Origin of the sequence: Maribacter zhoushanensis (assembly GCF_029350975.1) — a bacterium.
GTDB lineage: Bacteria > Bacteroidota > Bacteroidia > Flavobacteriales > Flavobacteriaceae > Maribacter > Maribacter zhoushanensis.
The window spans coordinates 63,288-89,207 of record NZ_JARKMR010000009.1 but is presented as its reverse complement, the minus strand read 5'-3'; the positions used below and the strand labels follow the sequence as shown (position 1 = coordinate 89,207).

The 25,920-nt window shown below is 34.5% G+C and carries 22 protein-coding genes; 9 read left to right on the top strand and 13 right to left on the bottom strand.

Going from position 1 to position 25,920, the window contains the following annotated elements:
- The 7 genes from PXD56_RS18000 to PXD56_RS17970 form a co-directional block, all read left to right on the top strand.
- The coding region (locus PXD56_RS18000; RefSeq protein ID WP_476703483.1) for an autotransporter outer membrane beta-barrel domain-containing protein at nucleotides 1-1,869 on the top strand (1,869 nt) is incomplete at its 5' end.
- A 32-nt stretch (nucleotides 1,870-1,901) separates the two neighbouring features.
- The gene (locus PXD56_RS17995) at nucleotides 1,902-3,923 is read left to right on the top strand and encodes a T9SS type B sorting domain-containing protein (RefSeq protein WP_276494715.1); all 2,022 of its coding nucleotides are present in this window, start codon (nucleotides 1,902-1,904) and stop codon (nucleotides 3,921-3,923) included.
- A 5-nt stretch (nucleotides 3,924-3,928) separates the two neighbouring features.
- Nucleotides 3,929-4,882 (top strand): PorP/SprF family type IX secretion system membrane protein, encoded by a 954-nt coding sequence (locus PXD56_RS17990; RefSeq protein ID WP_276494714.1) that lies wholly within the window; start codon nucleotides 3,929-3,931, stop codon nucleotides 4,880-4,882.
- A gap of 60 nt (nucleotides 4,883-4,942) precedes the next feature.
- A complete protein-coding gene (gene idi, locus PXD56_RS17985) occupies nucleotides 4,943-5,470 on the top strand; it encodes an isopentenyl-diphosphate Delta-isomerase (RefSeq protein ID WP_276494713.1) in 528 nt (175 codons plus the stop codon).
- Between the two features lie 2 nt (nucleotides 5,471-5,472).
- Nucleotides 5,473-5,880, top strand: coding sequence for a 6-pyruvoyl trahydropterin synthase family protein (locus PXD56_RS17980; RefSeq protein ID WP_276494712.1), 408 nt, complete (start codon nucleotides 5,473-5,475; stop codon nucleotides 5,878-5,880).
- A 79-nt stretch (nucleotides 5,881-5,959) separates the two neighbouring features.
- Entirely contained in the window at nucleotides 5,960-6,922 is a 963-nt protein-coding gene (locus PXD56_RS17975; RefSeq protein ID WP_276494716.1) for a type I phosphomannose isomerase catalytic subunit, read from the top strand.
- 57 nt (nucleotides 6,923-6,979) lie between these two features.
- Nucleotides 6,980-7,252 carry a hypothetical protein gene (locus tag PXD56_RS17970; protein ID WP_276494711.1) on the top strand — a complete coding sequence of 91 codons (273 nt, stop codon included), beginning with the start codon at nucleotides 6,980-6,982 and terminating at the stop codon, nucleotides 7,250-7,252.
- 83 nt (nucleotides 7,253-7,335) lie between these two features.
- On the opposite strand, the gene PXD56_RS17965 is transcribed toward PXD56_RS17970, so the two are convergent.
- The 5 genes from PXD56_RS17965 to PXD56_RS17945 form a co-directional block, all read right to left on the bottom strand.
- Nucleotides 7,336-8,028, bottom strand: coding sequence for a DUF4369 domain-containing protein (locus PXD56_RS17965; protein ID WP_276494710.1), 693 nt, complete (start codon nucleotides 8,026-8,028; stop codon nucleotides 7,336-7,338).
- An 81-nt stretch (nucleotides 8,029-8,109) separates the two neighbouring features.
- Nucleotides 8,110-9,384 (bottom strand): DUF819 family protein, encoded by a 1,275-nt coding sequence (locus PXD56_RS17960; protein WP_276494709.1) that lies wholly within the window; start codon nucleotides 9,382-9,384, stop codon nucleotides 8,110-8,112.
- A gap of 34 nt (nucleotides 9,385-9,418) precedes the next feature.
- Nucleotides 9,419-10,222 carry a Cof-type HAD-IIB family hydrolase gene (locus tag PXD56_RS17955; RefSeq protein ID WP_276494708.1) on the bottom strand — a complete coding sequence of 268 codons (804 nt, stop codon included), beginning with the start codon at nucleotides 10,220-10,222 and terminating at the stop codon, nucleotides 9,419-9,421.
- 1 nt (nucleotide 10,223) lies between these two features.
- Entirely contained in the window at nucleotides 10,224-12,422 is a 2,199-nt protein-coding gene (locus PXD56_RS17950; protein WP_276494707.1) for a DUF5916 domain-containing protein, read from the bottom strand.
- Nucleotides 12,423-12,522: 100 nt separating this feature from the next.
- On the bottom strand, nucleotides 12,523-14,784 hold the full coding sequence (locus PXD56_RS17945; protein ID WP_276494706.1) for a transglycosylase domain-containing protein: 2,262 nt from the start codon (nucleotides 14,782-14,784) through the stop codon (nucleotides 12,523-12,525).
- An 88-nt stretch (nucleotides 14,785-14,872) separates the two neighbouring features.
- Between PXD56_RS17945 and PXD56_RS17940 the strand changes: the two genes are divergently transcribed.
- Entirely contained in the window at nucleotides 14,873-15,646 is a 774-nt protein-coding gene (locus PXD56_RS17940; protein ID WP_276494705.1) for a S1/P1 nuclease, read from the top strand.
- A 9-nt stretch (nucleotides 15,647-15,655) separates the two neighbouring features.
- On the opposite strand, the gene PXD56_RS17935 is transcribed toward PXD56_RS17940, so the two are convergent.
- The gene (locus PXD56_RS17935) at nucleotides 15,656-15,934 is read right to left on the bottom strand and encodes a TIGR03643 family protein (protein WP_276494704.1); all 279 of its coding nucleotides are present in this window, start codon (nucleotides 15,932-15,934) and stop codon (nucleotides 15,656-15,658) included.
- Nucleotides 15,935-16,090: 156 nt separating this feature from the next.
- Nucleotides 16,091-16,963, bottom strand: coding sequence for an AraC family transcriptional regulator (locus PXD56_RS17930; RefSeq protein WP_276494703.1), 873 nt, complete (start codon nucleotides 16,961-16,963; stop codon nucleotides 16,091-16,093).
- Nucleotides 16,964-17,178: 215 nt separating this feature from the next.
- Between PXD56_RS17930 and PXD56_RS17925 the strand changes: the two genes are divergently transcribed.
- Nucleotides 17,179-17,763, top strand: coding sequence for a hypothetical protein (locus PXD56_RS17925; RefSeq protein WP_276494702.1), 585 nt, complete (start codon nucleotides 17,179-17,181; stop codon nucleotides 17,761-17,763).
- A 53-nt stretch (nucleotides 17,764-17,816) separates the two neighbouring features.
- Here PXD56_RS17925 and PXD56_RS17920 read toward each other — a convergent pair whose 3' ends face one another.
- From PXD56_RS17920 to htpG, 6 genes are all read right to left on the bottom strand, one after another.
- A complete protein-coding gene (locus tag PXD56_RS17920) occupies nucleotides 17,817-18,176 on the bottom strand; it encodes a DoxX family protein (protein WP_276494701.1) in 360 nt (119 codons plus the stop codon).
- Between the two features lie 22 nt (nucleotides 18,177-18,198).
- Complete coding sequence (locus PXD56_RS17915) at nucleotides 18,199-19,992, bottom strand: DUF885 domain-containing protein (RefSeq protein WP_276494700.1); 1,794 nt, start codon at nucleotides 19,990-19,992, stop codon at nucleotides 18,199-18,201.
- Between the two features lie 16 nt (nucleotides 19,993-20,008).
- Nucleotides 20,009-20,644: an MOSC domain-containing protein gene (locus tag PXD56_RS17910; RefSeq protein ID WP_276494699.1), complete on the bottom strand. Its 636-nt coding sequence runs from the start codon at nucleotides 20,642-20,644 to the stop codon at nucleotides 20,009-20,011.
- A gap of 162 nt (nucleotides 20,645-20,806) precedes the next feature.
- Complete coding sequence (locus PXD56_RS17905; RefSeq protein ID WP_276494698.1) at nucleotides 20,807-22,198, bottom strand: hypothetical protein; 1,392 nt, start codon at nucleotides 22,196-22,198, stop codon at nucleotides 20,807-20,809.
- Nucleotides 22,199-22,323: 125 nt separating this feature from the next.
- Nucleotides 22,324-23,727 (bottom strand): hypothetical protein, encoded by a 1,404-nt coding sequence (locus PXD56_RS17900; RefSeq protein WP_276494697.1) that lies wholly within the window; start codon nucleotides 23,725-23,727, stop codon nucleotides 22,324-22,326.
- Nucleotides 23,728-23,825: 98 nt separating this feature from the next.
- Complete coding sequence (gene htpG / locus PXD56_RS17895) at nucleotides 23,826-25,715, bottom strand: molecular chaperone HtpG (protein WP_276494696.1); 1,890 nt, start codon at nucleotides 25,713-25,715, stop codon at nucleotides 23,826-23,828.
- Nucleotides 25,716-25,920 lie beyond the last annotated feature (205 nt).

Here is a 25,920-nt window from a genome sequence, read left to right as displayed (position 1 = left end):
GGCATCCAAGGAGAAAAAGGAGATCAGGGCGATCAAGGTATCCAGGGCATCCAAGGAGAGAAAGGTGACCAGGGCGACCAGGGTATCCAAGGAGAAAAAGGAGATCAGGGTGACCAAGGTATTCAGGGTATCCAAGGAGAAAAAGGAGATCAGGGTGACCAAGGTATTCAGGGCATCCAAGGAGAAAAAGGAGACCAGGGCGACCAAGGTATCCAGGGCATCCAAGGAGATCAAGGTGACCAAGGTATCCAGGGCATCCAAGGAGAAAAAGGAGATCAGGGCGATCAAGGTATCCAGGGCATCCAAGGAGAGAAAGGTGACCAGGGCGATCAAGGTATCCAAGGTCCTGCAGGTCAAGATGGTCAACCAGGCCAAGATGGTCAAGATGGTCAGAATGGGGCAACCGGTCCACAAGGTCCGGCAGGTGATCCAGCAACAGATGATCAAACATTGGCAACAACAGGTGCTGCTGGTCAAATATCGATTTCAGGTGGTAACGCTATTACATTAAATGTAAATGATGCCGATTCAAACGCAACTAATGAGATTCAAACCTTAACATCATCTGATGGTTCTGTAACATTGACAACGTCTGGTAATGATTATGATCTTGAAGTAAATTTCCCTGCGAGTAGTGATAACCAAAATATAGAGAATCTTGCTATAAATACCAGTTCTAATGTACTTACGGTTGGTATAGAAGATGGTAATAGTCAAACTGTTAATCTATCTCATTTAGATAATTCAGGTACTGATAACCAAAGTATAAGAAATCTAACATTTTCAGGTAATACCTTAACGGTAGGTATTGAAGACGGTAGTTCAGATACGGTAAGTTTAGCTGCATTGGCGGATAATCAAAGTATACAGGGTTCTGGTTTATCAGGTACTACGTTAACTATTGGTATAGAGGATGGTAGTTCTGAGACTGTAAATCTTTCTAGCTTGGCCAATACAGATAACCAGCGAATTAGCCTTTCAGGCAACGTGATTACATTAGATAATGGAACTGGAACAGATTCAACAGTAGATCTATCTAATTTATCAGACCATGATTGGTATGAAGTAGGTGGAACATCTGCTCCAGATGCTATTACGGATAATATTTTTACACAAGGAAATGTTGGGATTGGTAAAACAACCATCACAAATAACAGAGCATTAGATGTTGAGGGTAATGTTGAAATAAATGATTACTTGTACATGAACGGGAAGGAGACTTTGCGTGCGACTGATAATTGGTTGAGAATAAACACTAACGGTAGTGGTTTTACTACCGGAAATTTATTGAATAAATATACCCGAATAGATAATAGGGTAACCATTAACGAAACAGGAGGTAACTATGATTTTAGAGTTGAAGGTGATACGGATACTCATCTATTGTTTACGGATGCTTCTGCTGATGAAGTTGGTATAGGGACCAATACACCAGATGCTAAATTAGATGTAGAAGGTGGTACCGTAAGATTCTCGGATTACGGATCAAATGCAGTGTCAGGCACACCAACAACATTATTAGGTGTTGAAGCTGATGGAGATATAGTAGAAGTAAACACAATGAAATCTTCTAAGATTTTCTACCCACCTTCAATTGAAGTTGACGTAGCTACAACAGGTACGGGAAGAACAATAGATTTACATGATGAATACATTAGTCAGTATGGTACTCCAGCAGTAGCTAGTGCTGGTGCACCAGCAGCAATACCAACATATATAAATACCGAGTTGTACTATTATGTTACTTATTATGATCCTACTGTATTCGCAAACGTAAGTGTTAGCGCAACAGGTGTAATGACCTACGATGTTATAGCTGCACCAACTGATTACAATACATTGATCAACGTAGTTTTTGTTGTTAAATAATTAGCGAATTAAAGCTTAGATCCCAAATCGATTTGAAAAAAACGCATATATATAAAACCATATTTCTTAGTATCGTTACTACGATATTGGGGGTATTGGTATCTAACGCCCAATTCTTACTTCAGGCACCTACGGATAGTGATCAAAATAACTTTCGTTGGTATGAAGCTTCAGACACGGCAACGGTCCTCGGTACCGATTCTTTTTACGAAGTCACCCAACCTGGTATTTACTTTGCTACTTATGACGGTACTTTATGTGGTTCTAATGCCACGGGTTATTTTATTGTAACAGATTGTAATAATCCAGATAATGAAGTAACTATGGACATTACTTCTAACGTGCCAAGCACAGCTTCGGTAAGTTGGAGTCCACCATTACCAGGTGATCAATTAAGTCCCATGGTAATTGCTACAGATGCCGTTGTAAGATATACTGCACTAGTAACAAAAGCAGGGAATACTTTTAGCTTGCCAAATTTCACAGTGGTATGTTTGCCTGAGGCGGCAGATTTAGAAGATGATTTGGTAACTACAGATGAAGAAGTACCGGTAATTATAGATATTTATGGTAATGATGCCGATTTACCGGATGTAGGATCCTTAACAACAACTGACCCGGCAAATGGTTCGGTAACCATTGATGATGGTGGTACACCAAACAATCCTATGGATGATATAGTAACCTATACTCCAGATGTAGATTTCAATGGTACGGACACTTTTGATTATACAATTTGTAATGCTTACGGAGATTGTAGTACGGCAACCGTAACTATAGAAGTATTACCAATATTAGATACTAATGATGATTCTATTGCAATTGATATCAATGCAATCACTGCAATAGATACATGGCAATTGAACGATAATGATTTACCTACAGATGGTACATTTAGTGTAACGCAACCAACTAATGGTTCAGTAACTGTTGACGATAATGGTACACCAAATGACCCATCCGATGATATTTCAACCTATTTCCCGAATAACAATTATTTAGGTACAGATGCTTTTGATTATACCGTTTGTGATGAAGTAGGTAACTGTAGTACATCTACCATTACAATTCTAATCAATCCTTTAGGTGTTGATATGGATAGTGATGATGATGGTATTGTTGATAGTTTTGAAGATTTGAATTTAGATGGTGATAATGATCCGTCTACCGATCCAACAGATTCTGATGGCGACGGTTTCCCAGATTATTTGGATATCGATGCAGATGGCGATGGTATACCGGATAATGTTGAAGCGCAAACAACTGCAGAATACATTCCGCCATCAGGGATCGATGCGAATACCAATGGTTTAGATGATGCTTATGAAGCTAATGGTTTAACTGGAATATTCCCAGTTGATACTGACGGAGATAACTTACCTGATTATTTAGATGAGGATAGTGATAACGATAATGTACTAGATGCTATTGAAGCTCATGATCATGATCACGATGGTATTGCAGATGTTGTTATGATTGGTTCAGATAAAGATAATGATGGTCTAGATGATGGTTATGAAGGTGCAATTTCGGTTGATACGGATGTCAATGATGAAATTGATGACCCGTATACGCAGCTTCCTAATACAGATGGTGATGAAGAATCTGATTATAGGGATACCGATGATGACGATGATGGTATAGAAACCCGTGATGAAGATATCAATCTTAATGGAAATTATGTTGATGATGATTCTGATTCTGATCGTATACCAAACTACTTGGATTCAGATTTAGGACAACTAGAAGAAGAAATTGAAGTTTTCAACGTTATTACACCTAACGGTGACGGTATTCATGATGTTTTAAGAATTAACGGGTTAGAAAATTACCCTAACAATACATTGAAAATCTATAACAGATGGGGTGTAGCCGTATACATGACTAAAGCATATAACACGGAAGGAAATGTTTTTGATGGAACATCAGAAGGTAGAGTAACCGTTGATATGGATAGTAAATTACCAGTAGGTACATATTTCTACATACTGGATTATGAAATGCCTAACGGAGATTCAGAAACACTGTCAGGTTACATTTATATAAATAGATAATTAGAATGTTTAACACATATATAACCATACTTAAAAAGAAAATACTAAGGCAGGTTGTCGCTATCGTGGCAATTTGTTTTGGTGTGTTTTCTTATGGTCAACAAGATGCACAGTATACACAGTATATGTACAATACTATTAGTGTAAACCCTGCGTATGCCGGATCTAGAGGTCATATAAGCATAGGGGCTTTGCATAGGTCCCAGTGGGTAGGGTTAGATGGTGCGCCTACTACCCAGACATTTAATGCTCATTCTCCAATTGGTTATAGAGGAGTTGGTTTAGGACTTTCAATCGTTAATGATGAAATAGGTCCTACTTCAGAAACAAATTTTGATATTGATTTTTCATATACGGTTTGGACTTCAACGGAAGGGCGATTAAGTTTTGGTTTAAAAGCTAGCGCGAATTTGTTGGATGTTAGGTTTTCAGAACTAAATCAATATACCACTGACCCTACATTACAGCAAGATATTGATAATAGACTTTCCCCGAATATAGGTGCTGGAGTGTATTACCATACCAATAAATTCTATGTAGGCTTATCGGTTCCAAGGTTTTTAGAAACAACACACTTTCAAGAGACCAACCTATCTACTGCTAAAGAACAAATGAATCTTTACTTGATAACAGGTTATGTTTGGGATTTAAATGAGTCTGTAAAATTCAAGCCGGCATTACTTACTAAGGTTGTACAAGGGGCACCGTTGCAGGTAGATTTATCAGCTAATTTTATGCTTAATGAAAAATTTATTTTAGGAGCTGCCTACAGGTGGGATGCTGCATTTAGTGGTATGGCAGGTTTCAATGTCTCTAATAAGTTTTTAATTGGAATAGCGTATGACAAAGAAACTACTGATCTAGGTAATACCGCTTTTAATGATGGATCGTTCGAAGTAATTTTTAGATACGATTTCATTATGACCAAGAACAATTTAAAATCGCCACGTTTCTTCTAGAATTTTCTTTTTATATATTCTTGATTACGTAAAATACCTAAAACGCCTTATTTTTACCTTATGAAGGAAGAACAGGTAATTCTCGTAAACGAAAATAATGAGCAAATAGGCACTATGGCTAAAATGGAAGCCCATGAAAAGGCAGTTTTACATAGAGCATTTTCCGTTTTTATTACGAATGACAATGGTGATATTATGTTGCAGCAACGTGCGGCATCTAAATATCATTCTCCATTATTATGGACAAATACATGTTGTAGTCATCAACGTGTTGGCGAATCTAATATTGAAGCAGGTAAGCGTAGACTTCAAGAAGAAATGGGCTTTCAAGCAGAGTTAAAAGAACTGTTCTCTTTCATTTATAAGGCTCCTTTTGATAACGGTTTAACAGAGCATGAATTAGATCATGTAATGATCGGTAGTTTTAATGCTGAACCAAATATAAACCCAGAAGAGGTAGAGGCTTGGAAATGGATGTCTCCTGAATCAATAAAAGAAGATATCTCTAATAACCCTAATGAATATACGGCTTGGTTTAAGATTATTTTTGATAAGTTTTACGAACATTTATTTAACACGCCAGCGTAAAGATGAAAGTAAAAGTAAGTAGAAAGGCACATTTTAATGCCGCTCATAGGTTATATAGAAAAGATTGGGAAGACAGCAAGAACGATGAAATTTTCGGTAAGTGCAATAACCCTAATTTTCACGGTCACAATTATGAAATGGTTGTTAGCGTAACAGGAGAAATAGATCCAGAAACTGGTTTTGTAATGGATATGAAGGTGTTAAAAGATTTGATCAAAGTAGAGATTGAAGATTATTTAGACCATAAAAATTTGAATGTACAAGTTGAAGAATTTAAAACCTTAAATCCTACTGCTGAAAATATAGCTGTTGTAATCTGGAAAAGGTTAAGACCATTTGTTCAAAAAACACATGACTTAGAAGTTGTACTTTATGAAACACCTAGAAATTACGTTACTTTTTCTGGATAGTTTTAAAAGAAAAGTGTAAGATTTTTTTCAATTGAACGTTATAGTAGTTATTAATAGACCAACTTAAAAAAATAGAATGATACATCCTTTGAAATTTAAACCCATTTTAAAAGAAAGACTTTGGGGCGGTACCAAGCTAAAAGAGGTTTTTGGAAAACCTATTGAAAGTGATATTACTGGCGAAAGTTGGGAGCTATCTACTGTAAAAGGTGATATTTCCGTTGTTGCGAACGGTAGTTTGGAAGGTAAGTCTCTTCAAGACTTAATTGATTCTAATGCAGAAGAATTGTTGGGTAAAAGTGTTGTTGAACGTTTTGGAAAAGAATTTCCAATTTTAATTAAATTTATTGATGCCAAACAAGATTTATCTATTCAATTACATCCAAATGATGCATTAGCAAAAGAACGTCATAATTCTTTTGGTAAAACAGAGATGTGGTATATAATGGATGCTGACCCAAAGGCAGAACTTATAGTAGGTTTCAATAAAGATGTAACCAAAGAAGAATATGCTGAAAGTGTTGCTAATGATACCCTACTTGATCTTCTTAATTATGAGGAAGTTAAAGAGGGCGATACTTTCTTTATTAATACCGGAAAAATACATGCTATTGGAGCAGGGGTGATGTTGGCAGAAATACAACAAACATCTGATGTTACATATCGTGTTTTTGACTTCAATAGAAAAGACAAGGAAGGAAATCTTCGTGAATTACATACAGAGTTAGCTTTAGATGCTGTAGATTATGAAAAGAAAGATGATTTCAAAGTCTATTACAGTCATGATAAGAATGAAGTAAATACAATGGTAGACTGTCCTTATTTTAAAACAAACTTCATTGAACTTACAGAAAATTTAGACTTGGATACTGCACAACGAGATTCTTTTACAATTTATATGTGCGTTGGGGGTGAGGCTAAGATTAGTACAGCAGAAGGGGACGTCTCTATAAAAAGTGGAGAAACAGCTTTATTACCAGCTTCAACTCAAAAGATTTCTTTACAATCTACTGGAGCTAAACTGTTAGAAGTTACTATTTAAGTTCTAATTAACTATACGCGAGTTCAAAAATTGTATTTTTGCAAAAAATAATTAGAGATGGCAAGTATTAAAAATTTAAAAAAAGATATTAATAATGTTCTTGGTGACATTATAGAAGGAGTTGATATAGTTGAGGCAACAAAAGGTCATACAACGTACTCTAAGGAGGGAAATGCTATTATAAATGAGGCTTTTGCAACTTTTGACGAATTGGTTGCTAAAATCAATAAAAATGATGTTGAGAACAAGAAAGCACATTTTAAAGAAGTAAGAAAAGACTTGGAAACTAAGGCCACTAAATTGGTTGATGACCTTAATAAATTAGTGTAGTTTACTACTATCTTTCAAATAACTAAAAAAGCATCCTAGTAATAGGATGCTTTTTTAGTTGGTACAAATTTTAGTTGTACTTATTATTTCTTTAAAAGTACAGCCAGCTCTTTACCATATTTAGATTCAGCTACCTCTGGAGATAGTACACTGTAGATTGAATCTAAGTATTTGACGTTGGCATCAGGTATTTCTTTTAAAGCGATGTATGGCGCTATAAATGACGATTTGTTATTTAGCGCAAAGTTAATAGCAAATGCATAACCTCTTTGTGTATTTCTATTGCTGATATTTGCTAATGAATCTACACTTATTTGGCTTAATTCTCCATCAACTTGTGCGGCATTCATCATTATTTCAACATTTCTTTTGTTGATACCGCTCATGGTCTGTTTGTATTCTTTTAATTTTTCTTGAGATTCAGAACCTGTAATTTTTGCAGTAGTATCAAAAGTGTTCCAATCTGTATTGATGGTTATGGTTCCTGGTTCGGCAAAAAATGTAATACGATCATTAATATCGTTATTATCTTTTTTATCCAAGTATAGATAGAATATCTCTGGACTCGTTAATTTAGTCTCAAAAGAAAAATTTCCATCTCCGTTGATAGTAAGGGAATCGACAGTAATTAAAACCGAATCGGGTACGTGTTGTAAATAAAGGGTTCCTTTTTTAAGTCCTTTGATTTTACCGTTTACAATCATTGTCTCTTCTGTGTTATCGCCACATGAGCTTAATGCCAATAGCGCGGCAACAAAAAATAGTATTTTCTTCATTCTTATGATTTAGGGAGCAAATATCTATAAAATTTGATAATAAAGAACGCCAAGCCTTTATTTTGTTAGTAACTATGAATATTATAAACTCGATGCAACTTCCATCAAATAGGCGCAAAGTAAAGCGCCACCAGTACCTACTACATAGCCAAGAACAGCTAATAGCACACCGACCGATGTTAATGAGGGGTGAAATTCTGCAGCAACAACAGGTGCGGAAGCCGCGCCACCAACATTTGCTTGACTACCCACTGCTAGAAAGAAATATGGTGCCTTAATTAGTTTAGCGACCAATATCATCAATCCTGCATGAATGGCAATCCAGATAAAGCCAACAGCAATCAATCCAGGGTTTTCCAGTACTTTGTTCAGGTCCATTTTCATACCAATGGTAGCAACCAGAATATAAATGAACATACCGCCAATTTTACTGGCACCTACACCTTCATAATTCTTTGCTTTAGTGAAGGATAACGCTATGCCCAAACCTGTAGCGATAACTACCATCCAAAAGAAGGCAGAGCCTAAGAAAGATAGAAAACTCTTTTTATCGCTTACAGCGTCAAAATTACCTTCTAAATAAGTACTTATATGGTCGCCAAAAAAATGAGCTATACCAACAGCGGTAAAAGCTAGGGCTAGCATAATCATATAATCGTTCAAGGTGGGTACACGAGTAATTCTCTCGGTAAACTCAGTCACTTTTACTTTTAAAGTTTCAATGGCAGAAGTATCTGCTTTTAACCAAGCGTCAATTTTTTTGGTTCTGCCAACTCCTAAAAGTACTATGGCCATCCATACATTGGCAACTACTATATCGATCAATACCATGCCTCCATATTTTTCAGGATTGTATTGAAAAATTTCTAACATAGCAGCTTGGTTGGCACCGCCACCGATCCAACTACCTGCAATAGTAGAAAGCCCTCTCCATATGGCATCAAAATCATTTCCGCCAACGGTATCAGGAGAGAAAATAGAGACAATAAGAATAGCAATTGGTCCGCCGATAATAATACCTGCACTACCAGTTAAAAACATGATAAGGGCTTTTGATCCTAAGTTTGAAATGGCCTTCATGTCAATACTCAACGTCATAAGTACAAGTGCTGCAGGTAGTAAGTACCTACTTGCCATAAAGTATAAATTGGAAATCTCATCAGAAACAATTCCGGTACTGGTCAAAATAGCCGGTAATAAATAGCACATAAGTACTGCAGGAACAATGGAATAGAATTTCCTCCAAAATCCTGTTTTCAGACTAGAGGTATAAAAGATGAAACCAAGACAAAGAGCTAAAAGTCCGAAGACTACGGTGTCATTTGTAATTAGGGTTTGAGCAAAAAGGTGTGGCATAGAAGATGTGCTAAGTTGGTATTATCAAATATAGTTAATTAACCAAGTTTTTGGCAATGTAATGCGCTACACCATCTGCTGTATTTTCCAATGTAATATGATTTGAAATCGCTTTTACCTCTTCTCTTGCATTGGCAACGGCAACACCATTGCCTACGTTTTCAAGCATTTCAATATCATTGTAGTTATCGCCAAAGGCTACGATATCTGTTAAGGCTTCATCCTCTTCTAACAGTAATTTAATTGCAGAAAGTTTTGATACCGTTTTTGAGGCAATTTCAATAAGTGTGTCATTAGAACGATATAAGTTAAGGACATCGCCTAATTTTTCTTGAAGTACTGGCATCAATGTATCTGCACTGTTTTTGGTACACATAAGCATAATTTTGTGCGCGCCAACATTTCGTTGCTTCCAATCATTCAAGGTGCTTTGGGTATCTTGAAAAGTAGGAGAAGTTTTTGTGTATTTGGTCTCTTTCTCTACCCGTAAAGAGGTTTTTGGTACGTACCATTCATTGTTATAATATAAGCCTAAATCCGCTTCTAAATCTTCACATAGCTTATAAATATCTATTAGAATGTTTATAGGGATAAATACGGATGTAAGAGCCGTGTTGCCTGCCAATACTAAGGCACCATTGTAACAAATAATTGGCTGATCTGATATACCTAAGTTCTCTTGAATGTAGTGCATACCACTTGGCATTCTTGCAGAAACTAAAATGATTTTAGTATCGTTTTTGATCTTGCCAATTTGTTCAATAGCAAATTCAGAAACATCACTTTTAGAAGAAAGCAATGTACCGTCTAAATCTGAACATAGAATTTTATACTTCATTTTAGATATTTAACCAGTAGGTGAGTTTTAGATTTATAGAACGATATTTAGGTTCAAAAGAATTTACAAAGTAGTTGTCGTTATAAACGATAAATAAATCTGACAATGGTGCAAAACGCCATTGTAACCTAGAGTTAAAACCTAAATTATCTCTCTGATTACTGTATTGTACAAGTGTTGACCAAAATATTGATTTGCTAAAGGTAACATCTATTTTAGGGCTAATTAACCAAATGTCAGTGCTAGAATATGGTTTTGGCAAGGTTATTTTGTCATAGTTCATTGCAAGGGATAAAAATACTTTTGGTTGAAATCTTAATGACATTTGTGCCTCTAATGAAAATCTATCACCATTGAAAAAGCTACCAATAGTAGGTTCTAGAGAATAGGCAAAACGTTTTCTTCTATCTGATCTATATTCTAACGAAACAAAATTATAGTGATAACCAACTTCGTTAGGTAGCGGTATGGCATCGTCTAAATCTGTTGGATCAAATTCATCAAATAGATAAGTATATGTATGCGTGTATGCAAAATTTATTTCAGATTGATCATTGAATTTAGATTCCCATGCACCATTCAGGTTATAATCGGTATGAAGAAAATCATTTTCAGGACTCCAAGTCAAAACCGGAAAAAAGCGAAAGCTATGACTCTGTATTGAGCTGTCTTCTGGCCAGAAAACACGCTCTACCATTGTTGCAGATTTAAAAATATCGGTTCTGCGAATAAACCCTAGGTCTGATCTAAAATCTTCACCTACATAGACAATATCTTCAAAAATGTTCCAATTTCTTGAATTGTACTGCATGAATGCGCCTGATGACAAATTTGCTTTGCCGGCATTATGCGCAAAAGATTTATGTAGATAGAATTTACCGTTCCAAATGTTGTTATCAGAAATAAGGTTGTAATCTATACCGGCAACCCTATTGTAACGGTCTTCAGGATCTTGAAATTCATAATCTTCAAATGATTGTCTATTTATAAAAAACATGCCAATATTAGAGCGCCCAAAAACGTTTTGCTGCAGCGCTAACATTGTATTGTTATTAGATGCTATTTGTTCGTCAAGGTCCTCTGCGGTCTGTAAATTTAAAAAACCTAATCTCAACCCTTTATTTAATTTGCCACTTAAACGAACACCGCCAATTATTTTATTTTCAATAGTGTTATCTGCTGTATCCTTAGCAATACCTATTCGTCTAGAAAAGAACGGATTTGCATCTCTTCCGCCACCAAAGCTGCCAAATAAATCACTGTTATCTATAAAAAATTGTCTCTTTTCCGGGAGCGAAACTTCAAAGCGTGTTAAGTTGGTTACTTGATCGTCTACTTCAACCTGAGAAAAATCTGGGTTTACGGTTACATCTAAATTCATACTATTGCCAATAGCTATTTTGGCATCACCACCGAAATTTATCTTTGTTTCTGACTCGTTAAGTTCAAAATCTTTTTGAGAGCCAAAATTTACGTAAGGTATGACTGCGAGTGGAGTACGGTATTTACCCAAGGGTTTTTCAAAGATCATATCGCCCATAAACGTAAGACCGTATATATTTTGATTTTGTGGAATGTTCATCCACGTACTATTTTCGTTAGATTGAGTATCAAAACGATAGCTGTTAAATCGCCATTTAGTTTCACCTTCTTTGAATTTAAAAGCCGTTAAAGGGATAACCATTTCAGAAGTATAGTACCCGTCATAGATTTTAGAATCTCCACGCCATTTCACATCCCATGAAATAGTAAATCCATTGAGGTTTAATCCACCACCAGAAACTAAGCCTTCGCGACGAACTCCGTACGGATTGATACCAAATAAAAAAGCATTGTTACCGTCATTGAACGTATCAAAAAGTAAGGTGATATTATCACTGTTACCAGCCCTAAAATCTCTTTTTAATGATTGAATAGAATAATCTGAACCTGCGGTATATACAGTAATACCAACATAAAGGTTGGTGTCATCGTATAACATCTTAATTTCTGTCTGCTTTTTAGATTGTATAGTATCTAAGGGAAAGAATTGCCAAAATTTATCTGCTTGATCTGCTTCTGACCAAATAGGTTCATCAAGAGCACCGTCAGGAATAATTTCTGAGGTAATCTGCTTTACATTAAAGCTTTTTTTATCTATTTGAGCAGTTAGCGAATAGCAAGAAAGTATAAGTACAAGAGTACTTAAATATTTGGTCATTTGTTTATGGTTTGGTAGTTGACCAAATTTAAGATAATGTTTTGTTAAATAAATGCTAAAGTAGAATAGCTGTCTACTTCAGCACAGATATTTAAAATAATTAACCATCAAATTTTTTATTCTTCTTCTTGTTAGGATTTTTAAAAAGACGCTTAAAGAATCCGTCACGTTTTATGGGGTCACAATTTAATACTTCTAGCACTGTAGCAGATGGTTTTGGAAAATTAGTTTTGGTATAGGTATCAAAATCTTTGTCTTTGTTCAATTCTTTCATCCATAGTGCAAATAGGGGTAGAGCGGCATTTGCACCTTGCCCAATACTAGTATTGCTAAACCCTATTTCATGTTGATCAAGCCCTACCCAAGTTATATGTACAAGTTTTGGGGTCAAGGCAACAAACCAAGCATCTTTATTATTTTGCGTAGTACCGGTTTTACCTGCAATGTCATTTTTTAGTCCGTATGTATTTCTAAGTCTGGCAGCTGTACCAGAATTGATGGTCGATTTCATCATTTCAATCATAATTTGACCGGTTTCTTTAGAAAAAGCCGCTTTTTTGTTCAATTCAGACTTAAATTCAACTAAAACAGAGTCTTTATAATTAGAAATACGTTTAATCAAATTAGGTTTTATATGTTTGCCGTTATTTGCATAGCTGGTATAAGCTTGAGCTAAATCTAAAATCTTTATTTCACCGGTACCTAGTGCAATAGATGCTTCTTTGGGTAATTTATCTTCAATTCCCATATTTTTTGCCATTGCTATAGTATTGTCAATACCTGCTTTTTCTAAAACTTTTACAGCAATGGTATTAATGGAATTACTAAGGCCTTCTTCCATAGAATAGTTGAGGTATGCCTCATTTTTATCTCCAGAATTAGATGGCGACCAACCTTTTAAATTATCGTATTCTATTTCCTCGGCAGAGAAATAAGTACATGGCGATATACCTTGTTCCACTGCAGTAGTATATACAATGGGTTTAAAGGTTGAACCCACTTGACGTTTGCTTTGAGAAATATGGTCATACTTGTACTGTTCAAAATTAATACCACCGATCCAAACCAATATATCACCATTGGTAGGGTCCACAGCTAAAGAACCGGTATTTAAGAATTTGGTATAATGTTGAATGCTGTCCATAGTGCTGGCAGTTAACTCTTCGTCTTTTTGCCAAGATTTGAAAGTTCGCTGTTGTTTGTTCTTAGATAAACTATCTATAATTTTTGCATGTGATAAGCCCGCTTTCTCTAGCTTTTTATAAGTAGGAGTTCGCTTTGCTATTTTTTCCATCAACTTTTTATCCTTTAACCAAGGCGCATTGGTACCATAACTTTTTTCAAAACTATTTTGCAATTTGGTCATATGTTCAACCATAGCTTCTTCCGCCAATTTTTGCATTTTATAGTTTAGGGTAGTGTAAATTTTTAGTCCAGAAGTATATATGTTATAATCGGTCTCGGTTTGGTCTTGTTCGGCAATCCAATTCAGCATCTCTTTACGAACTTCCTCTCTAAAATAAGGTGCAATACCGGCATTGTAGTCAAACTCCCTATAGTCAAGATTAAGTCCTTCTTGTGAAAAAGTAGATACCTGTTCTTCAGAAATGAAATCGTTATTATACATTGCTCGTAATACCAAATTACGTCTGCCAAGACTTTTTTCAGGGAATATTCTGGGGTTGTACCCATATGTAGCTTTTAACATGCCTACTAAAGTAGCTGCTTGGGTAGCGCTGATATCTTTGGTTCTTGTATTAAAAAATTTAAGTGCGGCACTTTCTATACCAAACGTATTATCACCAAAAGAAACCGTGTTTAGATAATTGGTGATGATTTCATCTTTCGTAAAAATCTTCTCCAGTCTTTTGGCAATGATCATTTCTTTGACCTTGTTTACGACAATATTTGTTTTATTTCTTTCTTTTCTAGGATATAAATTTTTTGCCAATTGTTGGGTAAGGGTACTACCGCCACCAGAAGAATTATCACCTAAAAGAACAGTTTTGAAACCTACTCTAATTAAACTTCTAATGTCAACGCCAGAGTGCTCGTAAAAACGCTCATCTTCAATGGCAACCAATGCTTGTACCAAGTGCTCAGGGAAATCCTGAAAGGCAACAGGTTGTCTATCGTATAAATAATACTTACCGATCAATACACTATCTGCTGTATAAACCTCAGAAGCCATTTGATATTGAAAATTTGAAAGTTCTTTTTTAGAAGGAATTTTTCCCCATAAACCAATATTGACACTGGTAATAAATAGAATAAAGAGGGCGAAGAGACCCAAAATACCTAAGCCGATTATTTTACGGATACTAAATTTTCGTTTAGATGGTTTTCTCGTTTTCTTCTTCATGTCCGCAAGTTCAGATATAAATTTAATCTTACCAAGTTTTAACAATGCCTTAAACTTTGTTGTACTATTTTTGGGCAAAATTTTAGTGATGAAGAATTATATTATTTTACTGCTTTTAGTATCTAATTTCACTTTTGCAAATGATATGTATTGGTCAAAAACCGGTCATAGGGTTGTTGGTGAAGTTGCAGAACAGCATTTAAGCAAAAAAGCAAAACGCGCTATTGAAGATTTGTTGGATGGGGAGAGCTTGGCTGCCGTTGCTAATTTTGCTGATGAAATAAAATCTGATAGATCATACCGTAAATTCAGTGCGTGGCATTATGTAAATATTCCTTTTGGTAAGACTTACGCTGAAATAGAGAAGAACGAGTATGGAGATTTGGTACAAGGTGTCAATACCTGTATAGAAGTTATAAAAGACGAAAATAGCAGCAAAGAAGACAAAGCTTTCTACCTAAAATTCTTAGTTCATTTAATTGGTGATCTACACCAACCTATGCACGTAGGTAGGGCAGAAGATAAAGGCGGTAATGATATACAATTGCAATGGTTTGGTAGTGGTACTAATTTACATAGGGTGTGGGATTCAAATCTTATTAACGAAAACGGAATGAGCTTTACAGAGCTTGCAATTGAATACCCTGAAATGTCAAAGCAACAAATAAAATTTCTACAAAGCGGTAGCTTATTAGATTGGGTAGAAGAATCTCATTTATTGGCAGAGAAAGTTTACGCCTCTGTTGATCCAGGTGAAAAACTAAGCTACCGTTATAGTTATGATTGGTGGCATACCGTTGAAGATCAGTTGCAAAAAGGCGGAGTTAGATTAGCAGCCGTTCTAAACGAGACCTTTAAATAAGATTATAAACTATCGTTTAGATATTTTATTTCCGGAAATATTTCTTTGTCGGGAACATCTAAATCTATCAGTATCATCTGAGCGCAATTTGGCATGTTTTGTAGCACGGCCTTGTACACGTTTACGCCACATTCTAAAACTACTTGGTTTCATTTCGCGACGCATGACCTCAATAGTCTCTTGTTCGCAAATGCCAAATTGAAAAGTTATGGCTTCAAATGGCGTACGGTCTTCCCATGCCATTTCAATAATACGGTCTAATTCTCTTTCTGTAAATTCTTTTATCATAGCGATATAAAGGTACTACATGAAAATATATTGTGAAGAATGCGTATCCATTTTTTTATAACTCAATAAGAAATGGATAAAAAAAGCTTCCAGATGGTGTAAAAAATCACCATTCGGAAGCTTTAAAAATATAGTACTATATATAAGGTATAAGAATTACACTAAAACATTCTTTAATTCATTTCTGTACTCCGACGGATTTTGACCTGTAAATGCTTTAAAAGATTTGTTGAAGTGAGAAAAGTTATTGAATCCACATTCAAAACAAACCTCAGTAATACTCATAGGCTTTTCAGCAAGAAGTTTAGAAGCATGCACTAATCTATATTCATTAACGAATTGCACAAAGGTCTTATTTGTAATTTTTTTAAAGTACCTACAGAAAGAGGGTATGGTCATACTTACCATAGAAGATATCTCTTCTAGCGTCAACTCTTCTTTAAAATTATTTTTAACGTGATTGAATACAATATTAATACGGTCATTATCTTTAACATCGGTGGTAAAAGAAAATCCTTCAGCATTCAATAATCGCATATCATCAGAATTGCCCAGTTCATTTAATATATTAAGGATAGATAGTAATCTTTGAAAATCTGTCTGATATTCTAGAACTTCCATCTTATCGCCAATCTTTCTTTTAGTTTTTCCAGAAAAAGCAATTCCGCCACTAGCACTGTTGAACAAGCTTTGAATTTTTTTCATCTCAGGAAGCGCAAAGAAATCTGGTCCTAAAAAATCTAATTTCATTTGTACCACAGTTTCACTGGTATTACCGGTTAGTGCATCCGTAAAACCACAATGAGGTAGATTGCTTCCTATTAATATAAGGTCGCCGTTTGTGTAGTAAGATACATGACTACCAATTTGTCTTTTACCAGACCCGCCGTTTACATATACCAATTCAAGTTCTGGATGGTAGTGCCAAAGGTTATTTTTGTTCAGTTTATGCTCATCAAACTTTTGATAAGTAAAAGAATGACCAAAATCTGGCTTAATAGCTTCAAATGTAGGTTTCTGTTTTACCATGATGCAAGGGGATTATACTATAAAATTAAACCTTCTATTTTGTATGTTCTTTACAAAATTAACCAAAATATGTGGAATCTTAACTAAAGGGTAATAATGACTATGCAAGGTGGTTAAAATAGCACATAAATTGGGAAAATATGATGTAGTGAGAGCTTTATAACGGCTGTATTTTTGTAGTGTAAATTATCATTAACCCTTAAATAATTTATATTATGAAAAACCTAGTAAAATTCACAACAGTTGTTGCCTTTATGTTCGCTACAGTAGCAGGCATGGCAAGAGAGCCGAAATTAAACCTATTATCTGCAGGTAAAGCCAAGAGTGTGGTTTTAACTATGAATGCATCTACTAAGGGTGTTCAGGTTAAGTTAATGGATTCTGATTTAAATGTAATTTATTCAGAAAAGATGACCGAAGGTCAGTTTAGCAAGAAATTAAATCTTAAAGATTTGTCAGATGGAGTATACTTCTTATCTGCCGATGATAATATGACAGCATATTCATATACAATCGTTTTAGATAACGATAATGTGAAAATCGTAGAATCTGATGAAGAGATTAAGCCTTTCTTTAGAAAGACAAATAACATGATCTTCATGAACTATTTAAACTTAGATAGAGCAGACATGTCTATTAAGATATACGATACAGAAAGTAGAACAGTATTTACACAAGAAGTAGCAGATGAATTGATTGTTGAGAAAGCATTCAATTTCACAGATGCTTTCCCTGGAACTTATACGGTAACCGTTAAGTCTGCAGGTAAAACATATACTGAAGAGTTTGTTGTTAATTAAGTTGATTTAAGTTGATTTTAAGAAGGGGACGGGAGCGTCCCCTTTTTTGTTTTCTATACTTTCAAGTAAATGAAAGCCCAGTACATTAATATAAACTGTATTGGCAACCTTAATAACAGTAACCATTTAGGAACACCGGCACTTGCCTTTTTACCGGATAACATATAAAAATGTACCAATAAGAATACGGTAAGCATTGCTATAATTCCATAAATAGATAGGTCTTTTGTTTCTTTAAAGAATAGACCCATACCTAATAAAACCTCTGCCACACCACTTAATAAGACCAGAGTTTTGTGAGCAGGTAGGTAGCGTGGCATAATTCTAAGGTAGACCTTAGGTCTAATAAAATGCATAATGCCCGCAAAAATGTAAATTGCGCCCATTACATATAAGTGCCACGGATAAGTCATACGTATTTTTAAGGTTTAAAATTTAAGCTTTGGTATTTGCTGAAATCCAATTCATTATCTTTTCTTCAAGTATTGCTAAAGGAACACAGCCAACTTCTAACACCTTTTCGTGAAACACTTTAATATCAAAGTCTTTACCAAGATTAGCTTCAGCTTTGGCGCGAAGCTCCATAATTTTAAGCTGACCTATTTTATAAGAAAGTGCCTGACCAGGATTTGCCATGTATCTTTCTATTTCTGCAGTAATGCTAGCCTCAGATTCAGCCTCGTTATCTAAAGAATATTGAATTGCTTTTTCTCTGGACCATCCTTTAGAATGTAAACCTGTGTCTACTACTAAACGAACTGCACGGTGCATTTCTGCCCCAAGCATACCAAAGTACTGATATGGATCAGTATAAAGACCTAATTCTTTACCTAACGATTCTGTGTATAATGCCCAACCTTCTCCGTAAGCACTGTACCATAACGTTTTTCTAAATTGTGGTAGATTTTCATTTTCTTGTGTAAGTGAAATTTGAAAGTGATGACCAGGAATTGCTTCATGTAAGAATAAATCTTCATCAGAATACGTATTGTACGAAGTAACATCTGGAATAGGAACATAAAAAATACCAGGTCTGGTTCCGTCTAAAGATCCTGGATTATATTCTGCGCTGGCAGATGCCTCTCTAAAAGCCTCTGTACGTCTTACCTCAAAAGGAGTTTTAGGCTGCTTGCTAAATAAAGCATTTACCTTGGGCATCATTCTCTTATGAATGTCATTAAAATTGGCAATAACCTCTTGTGGATCTTTAAAAGGCATTAACTCTTTTTTATTACGTACCTCATTGAAAAATGCTTTAAGATCACCTTTGAAACCAACTTGTTTTTTAACAGCTTCCATTTCAGCACTGATTCTAGCCACTTCTTTCAATCCGATTTCATGAATTTCTGAAGCCGTCATGTTAGTTGTTGTATATAGCTTAATTTGATGCGCGTAATATGCATCGCCATTTGGTATACCTTGAATACCACTAGTTTCTCTACCGGCATCTAAATAGTCGGTAGCCATAAAATCATATAATTCTTTATATGCTGGTATTATTTTATTGGTGATTACTGCTGTATAATCTTCAGTCAATTTCTTTTTGTCAGAATCTGAAAAATCAGCAGGAAAGTTATTGATAGGAGAATAGAACAGGTTTTCTTTAAGCTCAGTAGTTGCAACACTAGCTAGTTGTGGCAATACTTTTTTAATTAGAGATTTGGGTAATACATTTTTAGCCTTTATACCTGCTTGCATTTTAGATTTTGCAGAATGCAACCACACTGCGTAATCTTCTAAACGCTTGCTCCAATTTATATAATCTTCTGTGGTGTTAAATGGTTGAGCACTGGTACCACCTGCTAATTGCCCTATCATTAGGTTCATAGACCACATTTGATCAATTGGTGTGTACTGTTCAAAAGCAAGCCCCTCTAAATTAATTTCACATTCCCATTTTAAAATGGATTTGGACATCAATTCACTTTCAGAAAGTTGTGCATTGTCAAATTTTTCAGCTCTCTCTAAATAGGTTTGGTAGTAATTGACCAGTTCTTTCTTATAACTGTCAGAAAGAAAATTAGGTAAGGTGTCGTTGTATTTATTGTTACCTTGAAAAGTGGCGTTTAACGGATTCAGTTTTAATCCGTCATCATAATAATGCGCCAATAGGGTCATGAACCCAATGTTGTGCATAGTTGGGTTAGAAGAAATATCCCCATTCGTTCTTAGTTGCGCTTGAGTATGTAGCCCAAGGATGAGGGCAAATGCTATAATAATATTTTTCATTACTTGTGTATTAAAATTATGATAGGTATTTCTTGAACCTGTCCTTTTTATATTGTGGTACAGCTTCATTGCTCATGAAAAGTTCAAGCAAATTTTTAGATTTTTCTTTTGCAAAAATCAATTCATAAAATTGTTGTGTGGTAAATGTATTTCTAGATTGTTCTACTAGTATAAATTCATCTCCGGCTGATACAAGACCTTCTTCTAGAATTTTTACGTAGGTGCCAGGATGATTATGTGTAATAAATTCTTTTAGTATTTTTTGTGTGCCAAAGCGGATACCTAGTTTATAGCAAGGCTCTCGCGGTTGTGATACTTGTACTAAGGCATTACCTATTTTGTATATATCGCCAACACGAATTTTAGATTCATCAAGACCTTCAACGGTTAGGTTTTCCCCGAACATCCCCCAATCCCATTCTAGTTCAGGGTAAAGTTGTTTCCAATAATCATAGTAATCGGCAGAAAAGAGATAACATGCTTTATGTACGCCGCCGTGATGTACACGGTCTATAACAGTGTCATCTTTGACATCATTTTTAGTGAGAAATAAGGCCTTAGAAGTTGGGTATTTGAAGATACCGGTTTGCTCAGTAGCACCGTTCCATTCAAAAGTAACTGCGTCTCCTATGTTTGTTGAAATCACCTTCATATGGTGAAGATAAAAAAAGCACTAGTAATTATAGTAATGGGTCTTACTAAAGTTGACCAAACTATTATTAAATCGGTTAAAAACGTAGTGTAATTATTAGTAAACTATGATTTATTCGTCTGTTTTTGCTTATTTCTAAATTCAGTAGTTTGCGAATGTGTCTTAGTTGGTTGTCACGGTGTCTTGTAATTCACCGTTATGTTGGTTAATTGATGGGATTCTGTTTTCTGGGAAGTACCAGAAGGGGATGGTAGCTAAATCAAGTATTTCTGTGGTGTCTCTGTGATTTTTTCTTGAAGGACCTATGATTTTTAATAGATGTTTGCCGTCTTCTAAATTCCTGATATTTAAATAAGTTTCAAAGCCAATTCTGTCTTTTGCGTTTTTACTAATTGTGAATGTATAATCTATTTTAGTTGAATCTATTTTTAGGGTATATAATTCTTCCAAGGTAGAAAGATATTGGTCAATTTTAATGTCTAGATTCCCTTCTATATTAATTTGGTCTTTTTTCATTTCATCTATAATAGTATGACTGAATCCTATGATATCGTTTTCGGGTTTTAAATCTTTATTCTTATCGAATACAAATTCCTCTTTAATTTTATTGAAAACTATGAATACTCGTAGATATGGAGTGTTTACAACTTTTGAAGGAATTGATGCGAAATCAATAAACTCATCTGGTTCGTTTAATTCATTTTCGTAATTCGATTTATTGGAATAATGTTCAGAAGATTCTTCTATGAATTGTATATAGTTTGAACTATTATTAGTAAAACCTGATAATAAAATTATAATTAGATAAACAGGTAATAACAACAATCCTAATTTTCGACCTAATTTGTTATCCAAAAAGTTATAAGTTAAAGGACGATATAAAAAAGATAAGGTCAGTTTGCTGAATATCCAATAAATGGGGAAATATAATTTAGATGTCCACTTTCTTTTTTTAAGGAATCCTTGACCTAAAAAGTCAATGAAAACAATTAATGCAGAAGTTAATATTATAATATTAATTGTTTTTTGAAAAAAGGAAATAACCGATTCTGGTAAAAAACTTAATAAACCTATCGTTTCAACTATTAATCCTAGACTTAAAGTTACCGTAAAAAAGCCTATCACATAAAATACCAATAAAAATGAAACCGCAAAAATGACGCTGCAATATGTTTCTAATTTGCAAATGTATTCGTCAAATGAACCAACTTTTTTTTCAAGATAAGTAGTGAATTTTTCAGAGTAATTAAGTTTGTCGTACTCAATATCTCCAGATACATATCTTAATCCTATAGCACCAATCCATAAACCTCTTAATAAAACATGTAAGACCAAATTAAAAATCATTATTTGGCAACAAAAGATAGGCATTCCCCAAAATATTATTTCAAAAATATTTCCGGAAATTATTGCAGTTGAACCATTAATTTCCAAAGGTCCATAGGCAGCAAACAAACCGTAGATTGCAAACCCCGAAATAATCAATTCTAACTGCCAGCTTTCTTGCTGTAATGTATCTAACCACTTTTTAAACTTCGGCGAGTTGTATTCCATGAGTAATTTCTTTGCTGAAAGATAACAACATTTAACAAAAAAGCCACTACAAAAAATGTAGTAGCTTATGGATTTTTTTTGAAAGGAAGATTTTTATTTTATGTAAACTTGAACAGTAGATTGGATTAATTTAATGATGTAGAATCTATTAGGATTTCATTTTTATTTTGATGTGAGCTATTCAGAGGATAATACCAAAAAGGAATAGTTATTAGTGTATCTTTTTCAAAAACACCTTTTTTCTTCTCGTCCGGTCCAAGTATCCTTAAAAAATGTTTTCCTCTTGGTAACTCTTTTAAATCTAATATGGTTTCAAAACCAAACTGTTCTTGTTTATTTTTAGTCAAATTAAAATTATAAACTTGTTTTTTCGAGTCTATTTGAAGTTCGAAAATAGAATCGAATACTTTTAAATATTTAGATTGATTTTCAAGATTGTCTATTGGTGCAACTTGAAAATTAACTAAACCTGAAGCCGACTGCATGTTAGATAAGTGAAACCCAAACCCCCTTTCGTCTTCTTCGGGTAATAGCGTAGAATCATTTTTAAAAACAGCATCTTCCATATAATTAGTGTAGCTTATAAATATTGGTAAATAAGATTTTTCTATGATTTTAGCAGGTATTGAGGCAAAATTTACCATATCAGTATCTTTCAATAATTGGTCTTCATAGTTTTCTTTACCTGTAAATTGTTGCGAAGTACTTTGGTCATGATCAAGATAGTTAGACCGTAACGTACCAAAACCGGAAGAAAAAAATGAAACAATAAAATAAACGGGTACTATTAATATACCGATCCAACGTGCTTTTTTCTGGTCTAAGAAATTATATACTAAGGGTCTGTATAAAAACGAGAGTGTTATGTAGCTAAATACCCTGTAAATTGGATAGTATATTATTGATGTCCATTTGTATTTTTTTAAAATACCAGCACCTATAAAATCTATTAGTAAAATAGTAATACAAGTGATGTATAAAGCATAATAAATAGTTTCAATTGTTGTTTGTAGGGAATGAGAGATTGCTTGTAGACCTTCTAAATAATTTACGCTAATTACAAAAAAACCCAGAACCATAAAAAATGAAATCAAATAGAAAATCATTAGGAAGGCTAAGGCAAATAAGGTGCTACAAATATTCTCAAGTCTAGAAATATAATGGTCAAATGCGCCTACTTTATTTTTTAGGAAGGAGGTGAATTTTTCGGAGTAGTTTAAATTTCTATAATCGATATCTCCAGAAACATATCTTAATCCTATAGCGCCAATCCATAAACCTCTAATTACTACATGAGTTAACAATATTATTATTAAAATTAGCATACTGGTTAAAAGCGTGCTTAACATGAAACTATTAAAACCTTCCTCTTTTTGAACAGCTTTTAATAATTCTATATCTATAGAATCATAACCAGCTATTAAACCGTAAATGGCAAAACCAGAAATAATGAGTTCTAGTTGCCAGCTTTCTTGTTGTAGGTTATTCAGTAGTTCTTTAAATTGATTACTACGGTAGTCGTTTTTCATTTGGTCAGTGGTTTCTCAATTGAAAGATAACAACATTTAACAAAAAAGCCACTACAAAAAATGTAGTGGCTTTTCTTAAAAATTATAGGAAATGGAAATTACTTCACCATCTCGTAGCTACGCTTAATAAACTCAGTTAAAGCTTTACCTTTAAGTAAGCCTTTAGATAACTTCGCCAAGTCTAGTGATTGATTGATCAATCGCTCTTTTTTCTTTGCTGTCTTTGTATTTAAAAACTCACTAACCAATGGGTGATTGGTATTTACAATAAGATTGTACATTTCTGGCATGGCACCCATACCAAACATACCACCGCCACCGCCGGTTTGTTGCATTTCTTTCATACGACGCATAAACTCAGGCTCAGTAATCGTGAAAGGTGAAGAATCACTATCCATAGCTTCTAGCTGAACTGTAAAGCTTTTATCTGTAATTGCTTCTTCCAACTCTTTCTTCAAAGTCTCTTTTTCATCGTCAGATAATTTAGAGATTTGAGTTTCTTCTTTCTGAATCAATTTGTCAATATGATCAGCATCTACACGAGCAAAAGAAATATTCTCTTTAGAACCTTCTAGCTTTTGCATTAAGTGACCGATAATTGGCGAATCTAATAACAATACTTCATAACCTTTAGCCTTCGCAGTTTCAATGTAACTGTGTTGCGCTTCTTTGTCAGATGCATAAAGAATAACGGTTTTTCCGTCTTTGTCTGTTTGTGTGTCTTTTATTTTCTCTTGTAACTCTTCAAACGTAAAGTAAGAACCATCTACTGTTGGGTAAAGGGCAAACTTATCTGCTTTGTCAAAGAACTTATCTTCAGAAAGCATTCCGTATTCAATAACAATTTTAATATCGTTCCACTTCGCTTCAAACTCGGCACGGTCATTTTTGAACAGTGAGTTCATTTTGTCGGCTACCTTTCTAGTGATGTAAGAAGATATTTTCTTCACGGCACCATCAGCCTGTAAATATGAACGAGATACATTTAACGGAATGTCTGGAGAATCAATAACACCACGTAACATAGTCAAGAATTCAGGAACAATACCTTCTACATTATCAGTTACGAATACCTGGTTTTGGTATAGTTGAATTCTGTCTTTCTGTTGATTTAAGTCGTTAGAAAGTTTTGGAAAATATAGAATACCCGTAAGGTTAAAAGGATAGTCTACATTTAAATGAATATGGAACAAAGGCTCTTCAAACTGCATTGGGTAGAGCTCTCTATAAAAACTTTTATAGTCTTCTGGCTTTAAATCTGCAGGTTGCTTTGTCCATGCTGGGCTAGGGTTGTTAATAATATTGTCAACCTCTTGTGTTGGTGCAGGATCTTCTTCTTTTGCCCCTTCAGGTTTTGGTAAGGTTTCAGTCTTCATTCCAAATTTAATCGGAATAGGCATAAACTTGTTGTACTTACTTAATAGCTCGTTTATTTTACCATCTTCTAAAAACTCGGTAGAGTCATCTGCTATATGAAGAATAATTTCTGTACCACGGGTTTCTTTTTCAGCAGGCTCCATGATAAATTCAGGAGAACCGTCACAAGACCAATGAACCGCTGGTTCATCTTTAAAACTCTTGGTAATAATCTCTACTTTATGGGCAACCATAAAGGCAGAATAGAATCCAAGTCCAAAATGACCTATAATTCCTGAATCTTTAGCAGAGTCTTCATATTTATTCAAGAACTCTTCAGCGCCAGAAAAGGCTACTTCGTTAATATATTTCTTAACTTCTTCTTCTGTCATACCAAGACCTTGGTCAATGATATGCAGTTTTTTTCCTTCTTTATCTGCTTTAACCTCTATTATAGGGTTACCATATTCAACCTTTGCCTCGCCAATAGTGGTCAAGTGCTTCATTTTTAAGGTTGCATCTGTTGCGTTTGAAATTAATTCTCTTAGAAAAATTTCATGATCACTGTACAAGAACTTCTTGATCAGTGGAAAAATGTTGTCTACGGACACATTAATTTTACCTGTTGCCATTTCTTATATTTTTTATGCCACAGTCAGTGCGGCCATTGTTAATAATGATTGTTCGTTGCTATTGGTCAAAAAAAATACCACAATAGATTATTGTGACAAACTGACAGTTTTGGTCGTGAGAAAGTTTAACAAATATTTTTGTTTAATTAATGTTTAAAAAAGTTAAACATAATGTATATTTGTAATGTGATTATGAAAAATTGCT